Origin of the sequence: Sneathiella sp. HT1-7 (genome assembly GCF_020731145.1) — a bacterium.
In the GTDB taxonomy this organism is placed as follows: Bacteria; Pseudomonadota; Alphaproteobacteria; order Sneathiellales; family Sneathiellaceae; genus Sneathiella.
Genome location: NZ_JAJFZN010000005.1, coordinates 1 through 20,078 on the forward strand (window position 1 = coordinate 1; position 20,078 = coordinate 20,078).

Below are 20,078 nucleotides of genomic sequence, written 5' to 3' on the forward strand. Positions count from 1 at the left end.
GAGAAACATTCAAGCTTCAACGAAATGCTGCGCTGGCCGAGTGGCAGCAGCTTAGCGTGGCATAATTGGGGTGCTTTATTGGCAAATTGCGTCAAATAGAGACGAGGTCGCATTAGTCTGACAGCACCGCCATACGGAGACGATGTCGCATTCTTCTGACAGCACCTAGCGCAGCGTAATCGGGACGTCATATTGGTAAATTTCGTCAAACAGAAACGAGTTCGCATTCGCTTGATAGAACCTGACCGGTTCATTTTTGTCGGATAGAGTCATTTATGTGGGCCATGGATTCCAAGTTCCTTGCAGATAACTTGAAGCATAACCTCGTTTGCTCCGCCACCAACGGCCGTTTGACGAGCTTCCCGATATATGCGAGAGATGAAACTTTCATTCATGAAGCCTTGGCCACCCCAGAATTGGGTGAGTTCTACCGGGATTTCCATGGAAAGCCGCCCGATCAGATATTTGGCCATGCTAGCAAGCTTGGTGACATTTTCTCCGGCGACATATTTCTCGGTCGCCTGATAGAGAAGGGCACGGACTGATTCTATTTTTGCCTGGAATTCGGCAATCTTGAAATGAATAAACTGATTGTCCAGCAAAGGTTTGCCAAAGGCGATACGCTGTCCAAGATATGTGACAGTTTCCTCGATGGCGAGCTCCAGAAAGCGGATGGAACGGGCGACGACAAAGAGACGTTCTTCCTGGAATTGCTGCATTTGATAGATAAAGCCCTTTCCTTCCTCGCCGATTATATTCCGTTTGGGAACCCGGACATCATCAAAGAAAAGCAGGGCCGTATCTGAAGAGCGATAACCAACCTTGTCGAGTTTCTTTCCGACGGAAACGCCCTTTGTGTCCAGCGGGACAACGATCAGTGATTTGTTACGATGCGGCCCATTCTCCGTGGAGGTATTGACGAGTAGGCATATCCAGTCGCCTTGTACACCATTGGTAATCCACATTTTGCTGCCGTTGATTACATAATCATCCCCGTCCGCTATGGCAGTGGTTTTGATATTGGCGACATCGGATCCGGCGCCGGCTTCACTGACACCGATACAGCCGACCAGGTCGCCCGCGATGGTTGGGGCCAGAAACTCGCGTTTCAGCTCTTCCGATCCATAATTCGTGAGCGCCGGGGTGCACATGTTGGTCTGTACACCTATCGCGGAGCAAATTCCCATTGTGTGCAAGTTGCCGAGTTCTTCCGCAAAGGCGACCTCATAGGAAAAATCGAGATCAGATCCGCCATATTCGGTGGGCTTGCCAATGCCGAGAAGTCCCGCATCGCCTAGCCTTTTCATAACCTGATGGGCAGGGAAGATGCCTTCTTCCTCCCATTGATCAACATGCGGGTTGATATGTTCGTCGATTATTTTACGGGTGACCCGACGAAGTTCGTCATGCTCATGGTTCCAAATCACCGTTCTCTCCTCATTTGGTGTTGCGGGAGTATTATTATTCTTTCGGCTGGGTTACAGCTCCAGCCAGCCCTTGATCACAAGATCGCCGTTCTGTGTTTTGACGAATACGTCATACCGGTTTTCCTGATCCGCGGTTTGTGTGCCTCCCGCGGTAACAATATCGCCATTCCGCACGGGCGCGGAGAAGCGGATATTCAGCTTGGCAGAGGACACGGCCTCCTTGCCGAAGGTCCGGGTAGCCGACTGCCAGATCAGGGACAGGGACATCGTGCCGTGGGCAATCACATCGCCAAAAGGCGTTTTGCGGGCGAATTCCGGATCGGTATGGATTGGGTTGAAGTCATCCGTGATTTCGGCGTATTTCTGAATGGCAGCCTGATCGACCGAGAGGCTGCTCTCAACAAGATTTTGACCCATTTCCCTCAGCCTCCCCAGATAATGCCCATGAAACCGGTGAACAGCAGATCGCCGTTCTGGTCATGGGATTTCGTTTCAAAGTAAACCCAGTTGTTGTTCTTGCGGGTTTCCTTTTCCCGGCAATAGGTCGTGGTTGTAATCTCATCGCCAACTTGCGGAAGTTTGTGGACTTTAAACTCCTGCGTGCCGTGAATATTGCCTTTGGGGCGCGGTTGTACCGTGGCGAGAAAGGCGCGCATGGTAATGGCTGAAATCATGCTCGGCGGTAGATCAGGCAGCAGCTCTTTATCTGCCGGAAATAGTTCGCACCACTGTTCGGCCGACGCATCATTGAACGTCTGGGCGTTGGTTCCGAGGTTATTACCCGGCTGTAGTTTGTCGAAGGTAAGCATGATTACCCTTTGCTGACTGGTTTTGCCTGCGGGATGTACTGCTTACCGCGACGTTCAAAGGTAAGCTCGACATCCATACCGATATGAACATCGGCCACGTCGCAATCGAGGATATTCATCATGGCTCTGACACCCTCTTCCAGGTCGATCAAGGCAAGTACATAGGGCAAGTCTGCCTTAAAGGCCGGGCTAGGCGCGTGATTGACGACGGTGAAGGTTTTGACCTTTCCGCGGCCACTAACTTCTTGCCATTCAAGGTCTTTCGAGTGACAACTTTTGCAGAGTGCACGGGGGTAGAATTGCTTCTCGCCACAGGAATTGCAGCTTTGGATTAGGAACCGTTTTTCATTGCAGGCTTCCCAGAAGACTGCGGAATCGGGGTTGGCTACAGGAACTGGTTTGCCGGTCATATTTTAGACCCTCCCAAGGACGAGTGAGCAATGAGCGGAGAGAATGCCGCCATCTCCGTGAACGAAGGCAAGTTGGCTATCCTCCACCTGACGGCCTTCTGCTTCGTGGCGCAGTTGCCGAACCGCTTCAACAACATGGAACATGCCGCCTGCCGCCCCGGAATGACCATAACTCATCAGGCCGCCGTGAGTATTGCAGGGAAGGCGACCGCCGATTTTGAGGGCGCCGTCAAGGCAGGCGGGACCGGCCTCGCCACGTTCAAAAAAGCCGATTGATTCCAGTTCGACCAGCAGCGTAATCGTGAAGGAATCATAGATTTCCGCAACGTCGATGTCCTTCGCGGTAACGCCGGCGCGTTCAAATGCCGTGCGGGCGGCCTGTTTGCAGCCGAAATCGCTGAGGGACGGGGCCGCCATAATATGTTCATGAGTGTGACCCTGACCGGTACCCATAATCTCGATAGAGGTTTTAGGCCGATCGCCGCCCGAATCCGCGGCACTCACTACGATGGCTGCGCCGCCATCAGAAATCAGACAGCAATCCAGGACATGCAGGGGGCTCGCGATCATCCGGCTGTTCAGCACATCTTCAATGGTGATTGGCGTTTGCCGATGGGCTTTCGAATTCATCATCGCATGTTCGCGCGCGGTGACGGAGATTGATGCAAGCTGCTCGGACGTCACGCCATATTCATTCATATAATGCGTCGCGACGAGGGCGTAGGCAGCCGGGACGGACATTCCGTAGGGATGTTCAAACTGGCCATGCCCGACCTTGGCAAGCGTCGCGACCGCGCCGCCCTTGGCCATGCCGGTTAGGCGGTTATCACCCGTGACGACTAAAACATTTCGGCATTGTCCGCTTTCCACGAGGGAGGCTGCCTGCATGACCATGATGCAGGCCGTGGCTCCGCCAACCACGATGGCGGCGTTAAACTTTGGTTGCAGGCCCATATATTCACAGAAAACGGAACTCAGCATCAGATGAGGTTCCGTGAAGGAATAGGCGCAGAGAACGCCGTCTATGTCAGATTTGTTCAGTCCTGCATCAGCAATGGCACCAAGGGCTGCATCGGCATGTAGGCCCATACAGCTGCTGCCGGGAAGCTCCCCGACATCTGTATCATATGCACCGGTGATAATCGCTTTTTTCATAGAGAAGCCTCTTTACTTGATTTTTTCTTTGTCCCAGTTGAACGCCAGAGGCTGCTTCGCGAGGAACCGCGCAACCGCATCATGGTGATAGTCCGTCTCCAGGCAGATTGCCTGCGCGTAATTTTCCATTTCTGAAAGGGCGCGCTGGTCGAGTTCGGAAGACTTGTTGAGGATAGTTTTGGCCATACCGATTGCCGGACGGGACGCATTGGCAAATTGCTTGGCAAAGGCGAGAGCATGGGTGACGAGATCTTCATGCGGTACAATATCCCGGATCATGCCAAGGGATTTCGCCTCTTCGGGTTCTACTGTCCGGGCCGTGAATACAATGTCTTTTGCCGCCTGTAACCCGACAAGGCGCGGCAACAGGAAGAAGCCGCCCAGATCCGGCACTAGTCCGATGCGACCGAATACCGCGCAGAAGCGGGCGCGGGGGGAGGCGAAGATGAAATCAGCCGCTAGCGCAAGGTTCAATCCGGCACCGAATGCAGGGCCGTCAACGGCGGCAATCACGGGCAGTTCCAGATCAACCAATTCACGGAACCAGAGATGCAAATCCTGTACTCGCTTGCGATTGACTATGGTGGGGCGGCGGGCCTCGCTCAATGATTTCAGATCGCCGCCCGCGCAAAAAGACCCACCCGATCCGGTAATGACAAGAGCCACAATATCCTGATCCTCGCGGACATGAAGGATGACTTTTGTGAGATCGGTCCGCATCTGCAGATCGAGGGCATTTTTGCTGTCTGGCCGGTTCAGCGTAATCAGGCCAATATTGTCATTTACCTCGAAAGTGAGGGTTTCAAGATCTGAAATCGGCTCAGACATGATTATAGCTCCAGACTGCGGGCGATCAGATTTCTTTGGATCTCGCTCGTTCCCTCGCCAATAACATAGACCAAGGCATCCCGATGATAGCGGCCGACCGGATATTCCCGCATGATACCGGCGCCGCCATGAATACGAATGGCGTTTTCTGTAGCTCTCAAGGCGACTTCCGATGAAATCAGTTTGGCCTTGGAGGCAACCGCGTGGGTCAAAGTATCCTGATCTACACACCATGCGGCATAATAAACGAGCCATTTGGCGGCTTCAATTTCCGCACTCATATCCGCAAGCTTATGGGCAATTGCCTGGAAGTCACCGACTTTCTTGCTGCCGATCTTGCGATCACGCGCATATTCGAGGGAGGCGTCAAGAGCGGCCCGCGCAATGCCGAGGGAGTTGGCGGCAACACCAACCCGGTTCTCCATCAGGGAATCAAGAATAATGGGGTAGGTGCCTGTTTCGCCGCCCAGTAGGCAGTCGTCAGGAACAAAGGCGTCGCTGATATAGATCAATCCCGTTTCCGAACTGCGGATACCTTCTTTCTTGAGTTTCGAAATTTCGAATCCATCATTCGGCATTTCAACGATAAACAGGCTGATAGCATCGGCAGTTGGTTCCGGGCTGGTTCGTGCGGCCAGCAGGATGAAATCGGCGAAGGGCGCGTTGGTGATATACATTTTCGCGCCATTGACGCGCCAGCCACCATCGACTTTCTCCGCCCGGGTTTTAAGGCCGCGCACGTTAGAGCCCACGTCGGGTTCGCTCAGGCCAAAGGCGGCAATTTTATCTCCGTCGACGGCCGGCTTGAAGAACCGTTCTTTCTGATCTTCGGTTCCGGCTTTCCATATGGGCCAGATGCCAAGGTGCGAATGTGCGGACATGCTGGAAGCGAAGGCCTGGCTTACGTAACTTAGCTCTTCGCGGATGATGCAGTCCGAAATCTTGTCCATGCCCGTGCCGCCGCTTTCAACAGGATAACGGGTACCAAGGATGCCAAGCTCTCCCCACTTTTTAAACATCTCTTTCGGGAAGGATTCTGTCTCTTCCGACTCAAATACAAGGGGGCGCATTTCTGACTCACAAAAACGCTTGATTGTTTCACGAATTTGTTGTTGTTCCTCAGTGAAGGTGAAGTCCATCAAATGGTTCCCTGCTGTTGCTAATTAGGTTTCAGAATTTGTATTGAATTATTGCAATCCAAAAACATATTGCATTCTTTATAAAAAACAATATTCTGTAAAGAGAATTTTTGAGGCGCTGGGGCAACTGATGAATCAGTGTCCTGATAATAAATAATATTCTATTCGGGAGGATAGATGATAAAGCGGTTTCTCGATCGAATTACCTCGAGTTTTACAATGCTCTCCGGCATAGCGCTGATCTTTATGCTGTTGCAGATCAGTGTGGATGTGTTTTGTAAATATGTTTTCAATACTCCGTTGCTTTGGACAATGGATGTGGTTGCGTCCTATATGATGGTAGCGATCGTGTTCCTGCCACTGGCGGAAGTAGAGCGTAAGAATAGCCATATTCGAGTTGAATTGCTGATCCAGGGTATGAGTTATCCGGTTCGGCGCGTGATGGTGGCATTCTCGACAGTTGCCACGATTGTGTATTTCAGCGCGCTGACATGGCGCGCCTGGGGCGACGCAGTCGAAAAATATGAAATTGGCGAATATGTGATGGGTGAAGCGCAAGTAACTGTCTGGCCCGGGCGGTTTTTTGTGCCTTTTGGCTGTGCCGTTCTGGTGCTTTTGCTGATCTACAAGCTATGGCGCTACATTACGGATAAAGAATTTCTAGAATCCGAAGAAAAACTTGCAGCCTCCGGAGAACTTTTCGATGAGTGATATTCAGATTGGTTTTGCCGGGCTGGCCATTATGGTTGTGCTCATGCTGCTTTACGTCCCTGTTGGCGTTGCGTTGGGGCTTGTCGGTGCGCTTGGCATCTTTTTTGTGCTGGGCAGTGGTGCCATGTGGGGGATTATTACGGCAATCCCTTATGATTTTGCTGCACACTGGACGCTCAGCTCCGTCCCGATGTTCCTTCTGATGGGCTATGTTGCCTATCATGCGAAGCTGACGGATGGTTTGTTCCGTATGGCCCGACTGTGGCTGTCGGCACTGCCGGGTGGGCTTGCTATTGCTTCCATCGGCGGTGCGGCGGGCTTTTCGGCCGTGACGGGCTCCAGCCTTGCCTGCGCGGCTGCCATGGGGCGGATCGCGGTACCGGAAATGCTACGTTACAACTATGACAAGGGGCTCGCTTCCGGCGTGGTAGCGGCGGCTGGTACAATTGGCTCAATGATCCCACCAAGCATTATGCTGCTTATCTACGGTGTTTTTGCTGAAGTTCCGATTGGCAAGCTGTTTGTAGCGGGTGTCATTCCGGGCATTCTGACCGCATTTATGTTCGCCTTGATGGTTGTTGCCCGCGTCAAAATAAATCCGTCGCTCGCGCCCTCACTTGATGCACGACCGACTTGGAGTGAACGGTTTGTGTCGCTTGGTGAAACATGGCCGATCATGGTGATCATCATATCGGTGATCGGTGGCCTTTTCCTCGGCGTCTTCACACCAACGGAAGCCGGTGCGGTCGGTGCCTTCATGTCCTTTGTTGTCGCTGGTTTGCGCCGCAAACTGAATTTCGACCTGATCAAAAAATCTGTATCGGAAACACTTGTCAGCACGGCATCTATCTTCGTGATTGCAATTGGTGCCGCCATACTGACGCGTTTTCTGGCTTTGACCGGGGTGCCTGACTTCTTGTCAGACTTTGTTTTGGAGGCGGCTGTCAACCCGCTGACAATCCTTTTGGGTATGGCGGTAGTCTATATCATCCTCGGAATGTTCCTGGATCCGATTGGCATCATGCTTTTAACATTGCCGATCTTCCTGCCGGTTGTCGAAGCTGCGGATATCAACCTGGTCTGGTTTGGTATTTTGATCGCGAAATTCCTGGAGATTGCTTTAATCACTCCGCCAGTTGGACTGAATGTGTTCGTTATCAAGGGCATAGTGGGCGATGCAATATCCACAGTTACGATCTTCAAGGGGATCGTGTGGTTCTTGGTCGCGGATTTGATCACCATGACATTACTTATCGTGTTCCCGCAACTAAGCCTCTGGTTACCGGCTCTGATGAATTAGTTCGGTGGCGGAATAATAAGAAGAATATGCCTGCAGGATGCGTATTACCACACTGCCACACAGTTATCGCGCAGGCTTAAAATGAAGGAAAAAAGAGAGGAAAAATAAAATGAAAATCGAACTTTCTAAAATTTCACTGGTTGCAGGGGTAGCACTTGCCGCGTCGGTTTCCTTCGCCAGTGTATCTTCTGCAGATCAAGGACGTTTTGCTTCCTTTGTCTCCCCGAAGAACCCGGTCGTTGAATTCGGTGCCGAGCCATTCATTGAAAGGGTTGCCGAGGAAACTAACGGCGAACTGACCTACAAGATGTTCGCGGGCGGTTCTCTGCTCGGTGGTAAAAACATGGTTCAGGGTCTGCGAGACGGCGTTGCTGACATCGGCCAGATCGTTTTTGGCTACTATCCGGCTGAGTTTCCTTATGCCAGCCTAGTTGCCGACATGGCCATTTATGGTGAGTATCCGCCAGCTGTGGCGGCTGCCGTGACAGAATTCAATTTCCTGAACTGCACGGGTTGCCTTGAAGATTACAAGCGGAATGGCATTGTTGTTCTGGGGACAACCAGCACATCCGCCTATCAGCTGCTGGCTGCTGAGGATATGAGCACGGTTGAGGCTCTGAAGGGTAAGAAGATCCGTACGGCCGGTGCCCTGTGGTCTCGTTGGGCAGTTTCTGTTGGTGCGATTCCGGTTTCCGCTCCGTCCAGCGAAATGTATGAGCAGATGTCCCGTGGTCAGGTTGAAGTTGCTATTCAGCCGACAGGCGCCCTGAAGAGCCATAGCATCTGGGATGTTGCTCGCAAGGTTACCAAACTGAATCTTGGCACTTACCGCTCATGGGGTATCTTCTCCGTTAGCTCCAAGCATTGGGCTACGCTTAACACTGATCAGCGGACGATCCTGATGAAGAACGCATCGATCGGCCTGATTGATGCGGCGCTCGGCTATATGGCGAAAGATGATGAAGTCGAAGCCGTTGCTGAAGAAAAGCAGGTCGAAATTATCGAACCTTCTGAAGCGCTGAAGAAATCCGTTACAGACTTCCTAAAAACCGACCGGGCGACCGTGATCGAATTGGCAAAAACCAAGTATAAGATCGCAGATCCTGAGCCGCTGATGGACAAGTTTGTTGAACTCATCAACAAGTGGGAAGATCTGTATAAGCCGATTCAGGGTGACCGGGATGCAATGTCACAGATGCTTTGGGACGAAGTGATGTCCAAGGTTGATGTAGCAACACTGGGCAACTAATCAGGTCTGGATATTTTATAAAGACGGAATGAGCGGGAATTTTCCCGCTCATTTTTTTGATTAACTGGTCTGTTTCGGGATACCCTGAATGGCCGCCGTAATCTTGGTTGCGGCGTTTTTTACTGCAATGGCTATATTGTTCAGTTTTTCGGGATCAAGCTGTGCGCTAATTCCAACGGCACTGATTGTCATTTCCGGCTGCCCTTCAATATCAAACACCGGCGCAGAAACTGTCGTAAATCCGCGCGAGAAATTTCCTTCGTCGATTGCGCAATAGTTATTGCGAACCTCCGTTAGACTTTCATACCATTCCTCGAAAGGAGCGGGGTTTTCTATCCGAATGCCTGAATAGGCTGCTTTCAGCTGTTTTTTCGGAAGGCCGGAAAAGGCGGCGAAGCAACGCCCGAGAGCACCGACAAAGCAAGGAAGCCTTTGACCGATGTTCATATGGATACTGATTACAGCGCCGGATTCTGTAATGGCAATTAGCATGACCCGATCATCCCGTACCTTTTGCCATAATGTAACAGTGACTTGATATTCCGTTGATATTTGGTCAAGCAGCGGCTGAATCATTCGGACCAAACTGGCACTGTTGAGCGCCGAATGGGCTATCTCGACCAAGCCCAGCCCGATTTGATATGTTTTCGTATCCGGATTAAAGACCACTAGTCCTTCATGAACCAGAGTACGTAATAGGTTGAAGCAGGTGCTCGGGTTTATCTTCAAGTCGCGGGCAACTTGTGTAACGCCGAGGGGGCTATTGCTGGCACTAAGGTATCTCAACACGCTGATACCGCCGACCAATGCACCGACGAGTTTTGTTTGTGGAATAGTCTCGCTTTCCATATTGCTCCACTACTCTGCTTTTCTGAAATGTAACAAAATCATTCTAAACGAACCTGTTCTCCGGGCAAGCCGGTATTTAATAGAATCTATTTTCTCAGTTCCAGAGAAAAGTAGATAATTGGATGATTACTATTCTCTTGTTTTGAATAATCGATTTATCTTCTGTCCTAGCAAGGCAGACAAGTACCTCTACGTCTTGTAACCGAAAGTAACTCCTTGCCTCAAACTCCCAGGAACGTCACCTATACTCTATGCTGAAGGGAAGATACTTTTATCGCCCTAAATGACCTCACGATCTGTTGCTTTTATCGAGCAAATTCTGCAAAACCAAAGAAGTTGAGGCAAGCATCAATTGAAATTCTTGTATTCTCTTGACAGAAAATTATTCTCATATAGGAATATATTCAAGAAGTTTTTTTGCCCACGCAAATCAGGCGAATGCATATGTCACCAGCGAAATCGGACAATTCGGTGCCTAAATCCCGGCTATTGGAATTCTATGAACAGATGCTTCTGGTAAGGGAGGCAGAGAACCGGCTAAGCAAATTGTTTGCGGATGGTGAGGTTCCGGGATTTATCCATCTAAGCGTAGGACAGGAGGCCGTGTGTGTTGGCGTGACCTCGGCGCTTAAGAGGGAAGATACACTTGCTTCCAATCATCGGGGGCATGGGCATGCCCTTTCCAAGGGGGTAGAATTAAACAGCTTCTTTCTGGAGATTATGGGCAAGGAAGAAGGGATTTGCGGCGGCCGGGGCGGATCGATGCATGTGGCGGATATGTCTGTCGGGATGCTTGGGGCGAATGGCATTGTCGGTGCCGGTATTCCACTCGCGGTGGGTAGTGCCCTTGCGCATCAGGTGCGGGAAAATGGGGCGATAGCCGCCGCCTTTTTCGGGGATGGAGCGCTGGCAGAGGGCGTGCTGCATGAATCTTTTAATCTCGCGGCGCTCTGGAAGTTGCCCATTCTCTTTGTGTGTGAAAACAATGGCTGGTCGGAATTCTCTCCGACGGACCGTCAGTTTGGCGCCAATGTGAGGGAACTCGCCGGGGTGTTCGGAATTCCTTCAGATTACGTAGATGGAGATGACGTGCTCGATGTCCATGACGCGGCATCCGATCTTGTAACCGCGATCCGCGCGGGTGAGGGTCCGCGCGTTCTGGAATGCGTCACCCACCGGGTGAGAGGGCATTTTGAGGGAGACTCCCAGAAATATCGCGCGGAAGATGAGATGAATTCGCTGTCCAATCATGATCCGATTGCGAAACTTGAATCCGTCATATCGAAGCGACGCATTCCTAAGAAAGAAGTTGCGGCAATCCGGGAGAAAATTGACGCCAAGATCAATGCGGCGGTGGAGGCTGGTCGCGCCGGCAACGCCCCGGATTTTGACCGGGCGCAGGCGGATGTCTACACCGCAGTGAGAGGGGTTTGAAAATGGCGGAAGTCAGATTTGGGAAGGCCGTGAACATGGCCCTTGATGACGCACTGGCGGCTGATCCGACAGTTATCCTCTTCGGTGAAGATGTGGCGGAAGCAGGTGGTCCCTTCGGTGTGACCCGTGGTCTGCTTGAGAAGTACGGCGATCGCCGGGTGAGAGATACTCCAATATCAGAAGCAGCCATTGTCGGTGCGGCAGTTGGCGCAGCAATGAGCGGGTTAAAGCCCATTGTTGAGATCATGTTTATGGATTTTGTCGCTATCGCCATGGATGCAATGGTCAATCAGGCGGCGAAGGCGCGCTTCATGTTCGGCGGGCAATGCTCGGTTCCGATGGTGCTGCGCACACCTCATGGGGGCGGTGTGAATGCAGGCCCACAACATTCGCAGTGTCTGGAAGCCTGGTTCGCGCATATTCCCGGCCTGAAAGTCGTGGTGCCGAGTAATCCGTCCGACGCAAACCGTCTGTTGAGGGCGGCGATTGCAGATCCTGATCCGATCGTGTTTGTTGAGAATAAAGCGATGTATTCCCTTAAAGGGGAGTTTGACGAAAGCAGTGAACCAATCGAGATTGGTAAGGCTTATGTGGCGCGAGCGGGGAATGATGTCACCATCGTCAGCTATGGTGCTGCTGTAAATACGGCCTTGCAGGCCGCGGACAAGCTGGCATCCCGGAATATCTCTGTCGAGGTGGTCGATTTACGGTCCATCCAGCCCTGGGATGAGGAGGCGGTTCTAGCCTCTCTCTCACGGACCCATCGTCTCGTCGTCCTGCATGAGGCAGTTACGGCCTTTGGCGTCGGGGCGGAGATTGTCGCGCGCATGTCGGATATCGGATTCGATGAGCTGGATGCCCCGATCAAGCGGGTCGGCGCCCCCTTTATGCCGACACCTTTTGCGAAGTCCCTTGAAAGCCAATACCTGCCGAATGCGGAAGACGTGATCGCCGCAGTTGAGCAGGTGCTCGCCTAAACCGGAGATAAAAATGACTGAGAACGCTATCCTTATTGAGCAGAACGGACCTGTTGCTACTCTGACCATCAACAGACCGGAAACACTCAACGCCCTGGATGTGCCGACACTTCTGGAAATGGAGAAGGCGCTCACAAAACTGGAGAACGACGATAGCGTACGGGTGATCGTGTTTACCGGCGCAGGTGATCGCGCCTTTGTTGCGGGCGGTGATATCAGTGATCTCAATTCGCGGGAAGGGCTCGCCCATTATGAGGAGTTTGCCGAGATCATCCATCGGGTATTCCGTCGGATCGAAAGCTGTGACAAACCAACAATTGCCGCCGTCAATGGCTGGGCACTTGGCGGTGGAACAGAACTAATCCTCGCGCTGGATATTAGGATACTCTCCGACAAGTCGAAACTGGGTCTGCCGGAAATTACGTTGGGGCTATTCCCCGGTGCCGGAGGAACGCAGCGGATTATCCGGCAGATCCCGCTCTGTCGGGCCAAGGAAATCATGTTTACCGGCGATCGCATTGATCCCGAGGAGGCCGTCAGTCTCGGCCTTGCCAATAAAGTTGTTCCGGCGGATCAATTGATGGACCATGTGAAGGAACTGGCGGAGAAGATTGCCCATAAATCGCCGCTCGTCCTCAAGCTCTTGAAGCGTGGCCTATTGAATGGAGCAGATATGCCGCTTTCCGCGGCCTTGCCGTATGAACAAAGCCTGATCGGGCTCGTTCTCGATTCCAAGGATGCCCATGAAGGATGCAGTGCGTTTCTTGAGAAACGGCCGGCGAGCTTCGAAGGAAAGTAAACATGTCACATGTGACAAACCTGAATATGCCGAAGCTGGGGCTGACCATGACGGAGGGGACCATTTCCGAATGGATGATCTCCCCCGGGGCCAGCTTCAAGAAGGATGATGTTGTTCTGGTTGTTGAAACGGAAAAAATAGCGAATGAGATCGAGGCACCCGCCGATGGTGTCTTGCATGACATCCTTGTCGAGGCGGGCGAAACCGTTGCGGTCGGGGCGCCGCTTGCGAATTGGGATGTCGGCGCTGCCGTAATGTTCGAGGCTGCAGTCGAAGGAGAGGATGCCGCTGCAACGACGCCCGAACCCGCAAAGGAAATTGCAGCCGCTACTACTTCCATAGAGGTGACAAAAATCACGGCGCGTGGAGTAGAAAGCAAGCGTATTATCGCGACGCCACTTGCCAGACGCATTGCCCGCCAGAATGACATTGACCTGGCGGACATTTCAGGTTCCGGCCCCAAAGGACGGATCAAGGCAGAGGATGTGCACGCCGCAATAGCGGGCGGCACGTCCCGCGCTGCGCAAAGTTCCGGCGTGACGGTTACGTCACCTGATGTCCTCCCAGACCGTCGCGCCGCGACCTCCTATGAGACTGCGGCCGCCCGCCGACTGACCGAGGCGAAGCGCGATACGCCGCATTTCTACCTCTCGACAGAGGTGGATGCGGCCGCGCTGCTCGCACTGCGTCAGCAGTTGAACGCCGACAATGAGGGGCTGCGGATCAGTGTGAACCATCTGATCATCGCGGCGGTAGCCCGCGCGCTTCAGGAAAATGAGACTGCCAACTGCGTATGGCGCGATGGCGAGATTATGACCTACGGCACCACCGATATCGGGATGGCGGTCAATACAGAGAAGGGCCTCTTCGCCCCGGTTTTGAAGAATATCGGGAACTTTGGCATTGCTTCCATCGCCGAGGCAGCGAGGGAACTTGCGGAGCGGGCGCGGAGTGGCCAGCTCTCCTCCGATGATCTGAGTGGTGGTGCGGCAACGATTTCAAACGCGGGGATGTTCGACGTCACCTATATGGGATCGATCATTAATCCGGGCCAATCCTCCATTCTGGGCGTGGGAAGCATTCGCGAAATCTTCCGGCCCGATGAAGACGGGCAGCCTGAGTTGAAACAGGAAATGGGGCTGGTGCTGTCCTGTGATCACCGAATTTTCGATGGCGTCAGCGGGCTTACATTTTTGAATTCCATAAAAGCAAATCTGGAAAAACCGCTCCGGTTGCTGGTCAACTAGAATAAGGGACAAAGAGATGGACTTTCGTTTAACCGACGAGCAGAAAATGATCGCCAACACCGCCTATCAGGTGGGCGCAGAATTCGGTGTTGATTACTGGCGCGCGCAGGATGCGAAAAAAGAATTCCCGAAAGAGCTTTGGCAGGCGGTTTGTGATGCGGGCCTCGCCGGTGTTGCCCTGCCGGAGGAGTATGGCGGTGCAGGCGCGGGAATGCTTGAAATGGCGTTGATTGTTGAAAATCTGTCGGCAAGCGGTGGTGGATCGACACTCGGCCAGCTGTTTATGATCAATCCCATCTTTGGCGGGGTTACGATTTCCAAATATGGCACGGACAAGATGAAGCGGGAGCTTCTACCCAAGCTGATTTCGGGGGAGATCAACTTCTGCATGGCCCTGACGGAAGCGCGGGCGGGAAGTAACAGTCTGGAGCTAAAAACCTTCGCGCGCGAGGATGGCGACGGCTGGCGGCTGAATGGGGAAAAACTCTGGATCACTGCAGTTGATAATGCGCAGAAAATGCTGGTGATCGCCCGGACCAAGAAAGTGGAAGATGTCCAGAAGAGAACGGAAGGCCTTTCCATGTTCATGATCGATGTCGAGCGGGATGGCCTGACCTATCACCCCATCGATAAAGTTGGAACCAAGACTCTTTCTTCCTGCTCCGTCTTTTTTGATGATGTCCGTATCGAGCCAGAGGAACTTGTTGGCACCTTGCATGGTGGTTGGAAAGAGTTGCTTGATACGCTCAATACCGAGCGGATCGTGACGACAGCAGGACTCGTGGGCGCGGGTGATCTTGCACTGCGCCTGGCGATTGACTATGCGAACGAACGGAAAGTCTTTGGTGACAAGCCAGTCAGTGCTTATCAGGGAATCCAGTTCCCACTCGCTCAAGCAAAGGCAGAAATCGAATGCGCCCGGCTGATGAACTACAAGGCGGCGGCGCAATTCGATATCGGGGAGCCTTTCGGAAGCGAGGCAAATGCGGCGAAACTGATCGCGGCGCAGGCGGTGGCATCGGCAACCGAAAAGGCGATGCAGGCCATGGGCGGCATGGGTTATGCGACGGAATCGCATCTGGAGCGGCTGTGGCGGGATGCGCGATTGTTCCGTTTCGCACCGGTATCCGAGGAAATGATCCTGAATTTTATTGCCGTGCATGATCTCGGGATGCCACGCTCCTACTAAGACTCTTAATTTGACGGCGAGGCGATAGCGATGATCAATCTCAGCAGTTTCCTGAAATATCATGCGGAGCGGTGGCCAGATAACATCGCCATTGTCTATGAGGACCGCCGCATCAGCTATGCCGAACTATGGGAACGTGTCCGGCAACTCGCGCGCTATATGACAGAGCAGGGGATCGGGCGCGGGGATGTCGTGGCAGCATTCATGAAGAATAGCCCGGCTTTTTTGGAAATCTCCTTCGCAAGCAGCTATCTGGGGGCGGTCTTCCTGCCCATAAACTACCGGCTCGCGACTGATGAGATTGCTTATATCGTCGGAAATGCCGAGGCCTCAATCCTTTTCGGGGATGAGGAGTTTGCGGATATTCTCAAACTTGATGTGCCGGTCCGGCTTCTGGATGAAGAGATGCAGAAAGATATTTCCATCCTGACGGGGTGGGGGGAGGCTATTCCCCCGCAAGCCTATGTGAAGCCCGATGATCTGTTCCGGCTCATGTATACTTCCGGGACGACGGATCGACCGAAAGGCGTGATGCATAGCTACCAGAATTTCTACTGGAAAAGCATGGAACATGTGGTCGTCCTCGGTCTCAGCCGGGAGACCCGTTTGCTCGTCACCGGTCCGCTATATCATGTTGGGGCTTATGATCTTCCAGGTGTGGCGGTTCTTTGGCTCGGTGGAATGTTGAAAATCCATCGGGAATATGATCCGCTTGAGGTCCTCGCCGGGATTGAAGCGGAAAAACTCAACGGGGCTTGGCTTGCGCCGGTCATGCTCTCCGGTATTCTGGGGCATCCCGAGCGAGAGAAGTATGAGGTGAGCAGTCTTGAGTGGTGCATCGGTGGCGGCGAGAAAACGCCGGAAGGCCGTATCCGGGAATTTCAGGATTATTTCAAAAACGGGCGTTATATCGATGCTTATGGCCTCACGGAATCCTGCAGCGGTGATACCTTTATGGAGCCGGGCTGGGAGATAAAGAAAATCGGCTCGACTGGACGGGCAACACCACATGTCTCCATCCGTATCACGGATGAGGAAGGGGCCTCCCTGAATGCCGGGGAGGAGGGGGAAATCTGCCTCCTCGGGCCGAAGGTGGCGGAAGGGTATTGGAAAGATCCGGAAAAGACAGCCGAGACGCGACATGGCGACTGGTTCCGGACAGGGGATGTCGGCTATCTTGATGACGACGGGTTCCTCTATCTGACTGATCGTATGAAGGACATAATCATTTCCGGCGGTGAAAACATTGCCTCCTCCGAGATTGAGCGGGTCATCTATCAGATGCCGGGCGTTCTCGAAACGGCAGTCATCGGCATACCTGATTCCCGTTGGGGGGAAGTGCCAATCGCAGTGGTTGTGATGGAGAATGAGGAAAAACTGAACGAGCAGGAATTGGAAGCACACTGCAGAGAACATCTTGCAGGTTTTAAGGTGCCAAAACATTTTATCTTGAGAGAGACCTTACCACGGAATCCTTCAGGCAAGATTTTGAAACGTGTTTTGCGGGACCAAATTTCAGTTTGCAGCCTTGTAAATGGAAAGTGAGACATTGTTGCAAGAAAACAGTTTGATGGGTATTCGCACAGCATTGTCAGATAAAAATAGCTTGTCCCCAATATATGGATTCTTAATCTCTCTGTATGACAGGACATAATCCATTTCGCTATTTTAAGACCTCACCTGAGATCATCCGCTTGGCGGTGATGATGTATGTCAGTTTTCCTCTTTCACTTCGCAATGTCGAAGACCTTCTTCATGAGCGCGGCATCGATATCTGTCATGAAACAGTATGCTATTGGTGGGGCAGATTTGGCCCACTGTTCGTCGGCGAACTCCGTAAGAAGCGGACCCAACCGTTTCACAGTTACTCAAATTGGAAATGGCATCTCGATGAGGTCATTGTAAAGATAATTGGAGAGACACATTACCTTTGGCGTGCCGTTGACCATGAGGGGGACGTGCTGGAAGCCTATGTTTCTAAACGCCGCGATCGCAAAGCAGCAATGGTTTTTCTTAAGAAACTTATGAAACGGTATGGACGCCCGCGCAAAATAGTGACGGATAAATTACGTTCATATCGTGCCGCAATGAAAACCATCGAAAATGCTGAGATACAAGAAGTCGGGCGGTGGAAGAACAATCGCTGTGAAAACTCCCATCTCCCGTTCCAACAAAGAGGGCAGGCGATGCTGCAATTCAGGCGCCGGTGTTGTTTGCAGAAATTTGCCTCAATCCACGCATCAGCCCATAACCACTTCAACCTTGAGCGCCACTTAGCCAACCGAGAAAAATTCAAGCTTCAGAGAAATGCCGCACGGGCCCAGTGGCAGCAACTTAGCGCGGTATAATGGAGGCACTTTTGTGCTATTCTACGTCATACAGAGACGAGGTCGCATTAGTCTGACAGCACCTCTTTTCCCCCTGCCCGGTCATGCTTTTTTTGAAGGCACAGTTCCGGCGTTTGCTCGGCAACTCAATTCAGTTTCTTGCTTGAAGACAACGCCCACAACCGTTCAATTTCGGTACGGCTTCTCTCTATCGAGCGGTGTAGTTTTACTGATAAACTTGTTTCCTGGTCGTAAGAGCTAATTCGTATCAACCTCCCGTCTTTAAGTTCGTTTTTAATGCCGATCGAAGGGAGCCATGCGACGCCAAGACCTTCAACACATGCAGCCTTTAAAGCTTCCGATACCGAGTTTTCATATCGAAACTCCGCATATTCAGTGAGGTTTGATTTTTCGAGAACATAGCTCGTAACACGACCTAACAGGCTTTCCGCAGTATAGGCCAGGTAAGGAAAATTCCCCCCACTGTTGATGGTATGTTTCGGGTTTCCAGCTGCATCTGGTGCACTAACAGCAATCAGTCGGTCTTCAGCCAGTTTAATCGAGGGATAACGGTCATCGTCGAACGTGGTGGGCACGATAGAATGCTGGTAACACAGCATGAAGTCGCTGGAATCCGAGAGAAGTGATTCGACACAACTGGAAAAATTCTCAGCATTAATCCGAACTTTCAGTGCCCCCAGGGAGCGCTCGATTTCGGATATCCAGACTGGATAATAGGATATTGCGAGAGTATGAAGCGCGACAATGTCGATGATTTCACCATGTCGTGATGCCAGATCCCGTGCTTCTTCCTTGGCTATCGAAAGTGATTTTATCACTTCATGAGCCGTTGGCTTGAACACTTCTCCGGCAGGGGTAAGCCGAACGGGATGTACGCTTCGATCAAACAATGGTGTCCCAATCCAGTACTCAAGGTTCTTAATTCGGCGTGTGAAGGCCGGCTGACTTACATTGCGCGCCTCCGCTGCACGGGAAAAAATCCTGAGGGATGACAATGCCAAAAAATCTTCAAGCCAGGCCAATTCCATGCTGTTCTCCATTTTTACGTTGTAACGGTAAACCAGATTTCAGGAATTACATGATGCAAATGTTGCATAGCCCTTGCGGTTTTTGCAATGGAAAGAGTTCGACTATTATGCGTTTATATTATTGCTTTCGCATGAAGTGACGTGTTCAATAGCGATTATCATTCGCATTCGATTGTTTGGGAGAAGGATAAAAAATACGACAAATTCCAATTGAAAATATTGAGTTCGTTTAATTGGTAGATAGTGGCGTGCGTTAAGAAAAATTTGTGGAGAATTAAACCGCATAGATTCTCAAAATTTGCGTAATTGTTGCGGATATAAACTAGGGAGACTGAATCAATGAAGACAACTATCAAATGCATCATTGGCACTTTATGCTTGGGCGCAGCCGCCCTTTCAGGTCAGGTCGCGAATGCAGAGGCGCTGGATGACATCAAAGCGGCAGGCGTAATAAAAGTTGGCGTGAAAGCCGATTACAAGCCGTATGGCTTTTTGGATTCTTCCGGTGCGTCCATTGGAATCGAACCAGAACTCGCACAAGATGTTGCAGACAAACTCGGTGTGGAAATTGAATTTGTGCCAGTTGTCAGCTCAAACCGGATGCAATTCCTCGAGCAGGGCAAGATCGACCTCATGATTGCCACGATGACGGATAAGCCAGATCGCCGGAAGGTCGTCGGCATTGTTGATCCAAATTATTATTCATCAGGTACAAATATCCTGGCACCCAAAAAATATGGCTTTAAGAAATGGGAAGATTTGAACGGTAAGCCTGTTTGCGGTATCCAAGGCGCTTTTTATAATAAGCGGACATCCGAAAATTACGGTGCGACAATCGTCGCCTTTAAAGGCACAGCGGAAGCCTATGCAGCATTGCAGGCAGGTAGCTGTGTCGCGTTTGTCTATGATGATTCTGCGATCGTTGCGAAAGCCAAGGAAGCTGGCTTCGAAGAATATGAGATGCCTTTGCCAACCATTGATGATGCCCCATGGGGCCTGGCGGTTCCGTTGGGCGAAGAAAAATTCAAGGACTTCATGAGCGAAATGACGATCGACTGGCACAAGTCAGGCCGCATTCTGGAGCTTGAGACAAAATGGGGCGTTGCCAACACGCCATTCGCCATAGCAATGCACGAAAAGTACAAATAGGCTGCACATTCCTCCCAAGGTGTTGCGTCG

20 protein-coding genes are annotated in these 20,078 nt (G+C 51.8%); 11 read left to right on the top strand and 9 right to left on the bottom strand.

Features of this window, described 5'->3' with window-relative positions; all coding sequences use genetic code 11:
- Window positions 1-269: 269 nt before the first annotated feature.
- From LKE13_RS16195 to LKE13_RS16225, 7 genes are read right to left on the bottom strand one after another with little or no spacing between them, the layout of a single operon-like run.
- Complete coding sequence (locus LKE13_RS16195; protein ID WP_227952438.1) at window positions 270-1,427, bottom strand: acyl-CoA dehydrogenase family protein; 1,158 nt, start codon at window positions 1,425-1,427, stop codon at window positions 270-272.
- A gap of 51 nt (window positions 1,428-1,478) precedes the next feature.
- Window positions 1,479-1,844: a MaoC family dehydratase gene (locus LKE13_RS16200; RefSeq protein ID WP_227952439.1), complete on the bottom strand. Its 366-nt coding sequence runs from the start codon at window positions 1,842-1,844 to the stop codon at window positions 1,479-1,481.
- 5 nt (window positions 1,845-1,849) lie between these two features.
- Window positions 1,850-2,236 (bottom strand): FAS1-like dehydratase domain-containing protein, encoded by a 387-nt coding sequence (locus LKE13_RS16205; RefSeq protein WP_227952440.1) that lies wholly within the window; start codon window positions 2,234-2,236, stop codon window positions 1,850-1,852.
- 2 nt (window positions 2,237-2,238) lie between these two features.
- Entirely contained in the window at window positions 2,239-2,646 is a 408-nt protein-coding gene (locus LKE13_RS16210) for a Zn-ribbon domain-containing OB-fold protein (protein WP_227952441.1), read from the bottom strand.
- Window positions 2,647-2,649: 3 nt separating this feature from the next.
- On the bottom strand, window positions 2,650-3,801 hold the full coding sequence (locus tag LKE13_RS16215) for a thiolase family protein (RefSeq protein WP_227952442.1): 1,152 nt from the start codon (window positions 3,799-3,801) through the stop codon (window positions 2,650-2,652).
- Window positions 3,802-3,813: 12 nt separating this feature from the next.
- Complete coding sequence (locus LKE13_RS16220; RefSeq protein ID WP_227952443.1) at window positions 3,814-4,629, bottom strand: enoyl-CoA hydratase/isomerase family protein; 816 nt, start codon at window positions 4,627-4,629, stop codon at window positions 3,814-3,816.
- A gap of 2 nt (window positions 4,630-4,631) precedes the next feature.
- Complete coding sequence (locus LKE13_RS16225; protein ID WP_227952444.1) at window positions 4,632-5,768, bottom strand: acyl-CoA dehydrogenase family protein; 1,137 nt, start codon at window positions 5,766-5,768, stop codon at window positions 4,632-4,634.
- 177 nt (window positions 5,769-5,945) lie between these two features.
- Here LKE13_RS16225 and LKE13_RS16230 point away from each other — a divergent pair, with 177 nt between their 5' ends.
- The 3 genes from LKE13_RS16230 (at window position 5,946) to LKE13_RS16240 (ending at window position 9,028) form a co-directional block, all read left to right on the top strand.
- On the top strand, window positions 5,946-6,479 hold the full coding sequence (locus LKE13_RS16230) for a TRAP transporter small permease (RefSeq protein ID WP_227952445.1): 534 nt from the start codon (window positions 5,946-5,948) through the stop codon (window positions 6,477-6,479).
- On the top strand, window positions 6,472-7,779 hold the full coding sequence (locus LKE13_RS16235; RefSeq protein ID WP_227952446.1) for a TRAP transporter large permease: 1,308 nt from the start codon (window positions 6,472-6,474) through the stop codon (window positions 7,777-7,779). The genes LKE13_RS16230 and LKE13_RS16235 overlap by 8 nt, the downstream gene beginning before the upstream one ends.
- A 109-nt stretch (window positions 7,780-7,888) precedes the next feature.
- The gene (locus LKE13_RS16240) at window positions 7,889-9,028 is read left to right on the top strand and encodes a C4-dicarboxylate TRAP transporter substrate-binding protein (protein WP_227952447.1); all 1,140 of its coding nucleotides are present in this window, start codon (window positions 7,889-7,891) and stop codon (window positions 9,026-9,028) included.
- 60 nt (window positions 9,029-9,088) lie between these two features.
- Here the strand turns inward: LKE13_RS16240 and LKE13_RS16245 are convergent, their stop codons facing one another.
- Entirely contained in the window at window positions 9,089-9,877 is a 789-nt protein-coding gene (locus LKE13_RS16245) for an IclR family transcriptional regulator (protein WP_227952448.1), read from the bottom strand.
- A 444-nt stretch (window positions 9,878-10,321) separates the two neighbouring features.
- Between LKE13_RS16245 and LKE13_RS16250 the strand changes: the two genes are divergently transcribed.
- The 7 genes from LKE13_RS16250 (at window position 10,322) to LKE13_RS16280 (ending at window position 17,871) form a co-directional block, all read left to right on the top strand.
- Complete coding sequence (locus LKE13_RS16250; RefSeq protein WP_227952449.1) at window positions 10,322-11,311, top strand: thiamine pyrophosphate-dependent dehydrogenase E1 component subunit alpha; 990 nt, start codon at window positions 10,322-10,324, stop codon at window positions 11,309-11,311.
- 2 nt (window positions 11,312-11,313) lie between these two features.
- Window positions 11,314-12,288: an alpha-ketoacid dehydrogenase subunit beta gene (locus tag LKE13_RS16255; RefSeq protein ID WP_227952450.1), complete on the top strand. Its 975-nt coding sequence runs from the start codon at window positions 11,314-11,316 to the stop codon at window positions 12,286-12,288.
- Window positions 12,289-12,301: 13 nt separating this feature from the next.
- Window positions 12,302-13,087 carry an enoyl-CoA hydratase/isomerase family protein gene (locus LKE13_RS16260; RefSeq protein WP_227952451.1) on the top strand — a complete coding sequence of 262 codons (786 nt, stop codon included), beginning with the start codon at window positions 12,302-12,304 and terminating at the stop codon, window positions 13,085-13,087.
- Window positions 13,088-13,089: 2 nt separating this feature from the next.
- Entirely contained in the window at window positions 13,090-14,334 is a 1,245-nt protein-coding gene (locus LKE13_RS16265) for a dihydrolipoamide acetyltransferase family protein (RefSeq protein WP_227952452.1), read from the top strand.
- Window positions 14,335-14,350: 16 nt separating this feature from the next.
- A complete protein-coding gene (locus LKE13_RS16270) occupies window positions 14,351-15,523 on the top strand; it encodes an acyl-CoA dehydrogenase family protein (RefSeq protein WP_227952453.1) in 1,173 nt (390 codons plus the stop codon).
- A 30-nt stretch (window positions 15,524-15,553) separates the two neighbouring features.
- The gene (locus tag LKE13_RS16275) at window positions 15,554-17,068 is read left to right on the top strand and encodes an AMP-binding protein (protein ID WP_227952454.1); all 1,515 of its coding nucleotides are present in this window, start codon (window positions 15,554-15,556) and stop codon (window positions 17,066-17,068) included.
- Between the two features lie 95 nt (window positions 17,069-17,163).
- On the top strand, window positions 17,164-17,871 hold the full coding sequence (locus LKE13_RS16280; protein WP_227952455.1) for an IS6 family transposase: 708 nt from the start codon (window positions 17,164-17,166) through the stop codon (window positions 17,869-17,871).
- 125 nt (window positions 17,872-17,996) lie between these two features.
- Here the strand turns inward: LKE13_RS16280 and LKE13_RS16285 are convergent, their stop codons facing one another.
- Window positions 17,997-18,899, bottom strand: a complete 903-nt coding sequence (locus tag LKE13_RS16285; RefSeq protein ID WP_227952456.1) for a LysR family transcriptional regulator — start codon at window positions 18,897-18,899, stop codon at window positions 17,997-17,999.
- Between the two features lie 339 nt (window positions 18,900-19,238).
- Here LKE13_RS16285 and LKE13_RS16290 point away from each other — a divergent pair, with 339 nt between their 5' ends.
- Entirely contained in the window at window positions 19,239-20,048 is an 810-nt protein-coding gene (locus tag LKE13_RS16290; protein ID WP_227952457.1) for a transporter substrate-binding domain-containing protein, read from the top strand.
- Window positions 20,049-20,078: the final 30 nt, after the last annotated feature.

Excerpts from the sequence above, each read along its gene's own strand:
- LKE13_RS16255 (WP_227952450.1), top strand. The coding sequence starts at position 11,314 with ATGGCGGAAGTCAGATTTGGGAAGGCCGTGAACATGGCCCTTGATGAC.
- LKE13_RS16270 (WP_227952453.1), top strand. The coding sequence starts at position 14,351 with ATGGACTTTCGTTTAACCGACGAGCAGAAAATGATCGCCAACACCGCC.
- LKE13_RS16235 (WP_227952446.1), top strand. The coding sequence starts at position 6,472 with ATGAGTGATATTCAGATTGGTTTTGCCGGGCTGGCCATTATGGTTGTG.
- LKE13_RS16205 (WP_227952440.1), bottom strand. The coding sequence starts at position 2,236 with ATGCTTACCTTCGACAAACTACAGCCGGGTAATAACCTCGGAACCAAC.
- LKE13_RS16245 (WP_227952448.1), bottom strand. The coding sequence starts at position 9,877 with ATGGAAAGCGAGACTATTCCACAAACAAAACTCGTCGGTGCATTGGTC.
- LKE13_RS16290 (WP_227952457.1), top strand. The coding sequence starts at position 19,239 with ATGAAGACAACTATCAAATGCATCATTGGCACTTTATGCTTGGGCGCA.
- LKE13_RS16225 (WP_227952444.1), bottom strand. The coding sequence starts at position 5,768 with ATGGACTTCACCTTCACTGAGGAACAACAACAAATTCGTGAAACAATC.
- LKE13_RS16285 (WP_227952456.1), bottom strand. The coding sequence starts at position 18,899 with ATGGAATTGGCCTGGCTTGAAGATTTTTTGGCATTGTCATCCCTCAGG.
- LKE13_RS16210 (WP_227952441.1), bottom strand. The coding sequence starts at position 2,646 with ATGACCGGCAAACCAGTTCCTGTAGCCAACCCCGATTCCGCAGTCTTC.
- LKE13_RS16240 (WP_227952447.1), top strand. The coding sequence starts at position 7,889 with ATGAAAATCGAACTTTCTAAAATTTCACTGGTTGCAGGGGTAGCACTT.
- LKE13_RS16280 (WP_227952455.1), top strand. The coding sequence starts at position 17,164 with ATGACAGGACATAATCCATTTCGCTATTTTAAGACCTCACCTGAGATC.
- LKE13_RS16220 (WP_227952443.1), bottom strand. The coding sequence starts at position 4,629 with ATGTCTGAGCCGATTTCAGATCTTGAAACCCTCACTTTCGAGGTAAAT.
- LKE13_RS16275 (WP_227952454.1), top strand. The coding sequence starts at position 15,554 with ATGATCAATCTCAGCAGTTTCCTGAAATATCATGCGGAGCGGTGGCCA.
- LKE13_RS16215 (WP_227952442.1), bottom strand. The coding sequence starts at position 3,801 with ATGAAAAAAGCGATTATCACCGGTGCATATGATACAGATGTCGGGGAG.
- LKE13_RS16265 (WP_227952452.1), top strand. The coding sequence starts at position 13,090 with ATGTCACATGTGACAAACCTGAATATGCCGAAGCTGGGGCTGACCATG.
- LKE13_RS16230 (WP_227952445.1), top strand. The coding sequence starts at position 5,946 with ATGATAAAGCGGTTTCTCGATCGAATTACCTCGAGTTTTACAATGCTC.
- LKE13_RS16200 (WP_227952439.1), bottom strand. The coding sequence starts at position 1,844 with ATGGGTCAAAATCTTGTTGAGAGCAGCCTCTCGGTCGATCAGGCTGCC.
- LKE13_RS16260 (WP_227952451.1), top strand. The coding sequence starts at position 12,302 with ATGACTGAGAACGCTATCCTTATTGAGCAGAACGGACCTGTTGCTACT.
- LKE13_RS16250 (WP_227952449.1), top strand. The coding sequence starts at position 10,322 with ATGTCACCAGCGAAATCGGACAATTCGGTGCCTAAATCCCGGCTATTG.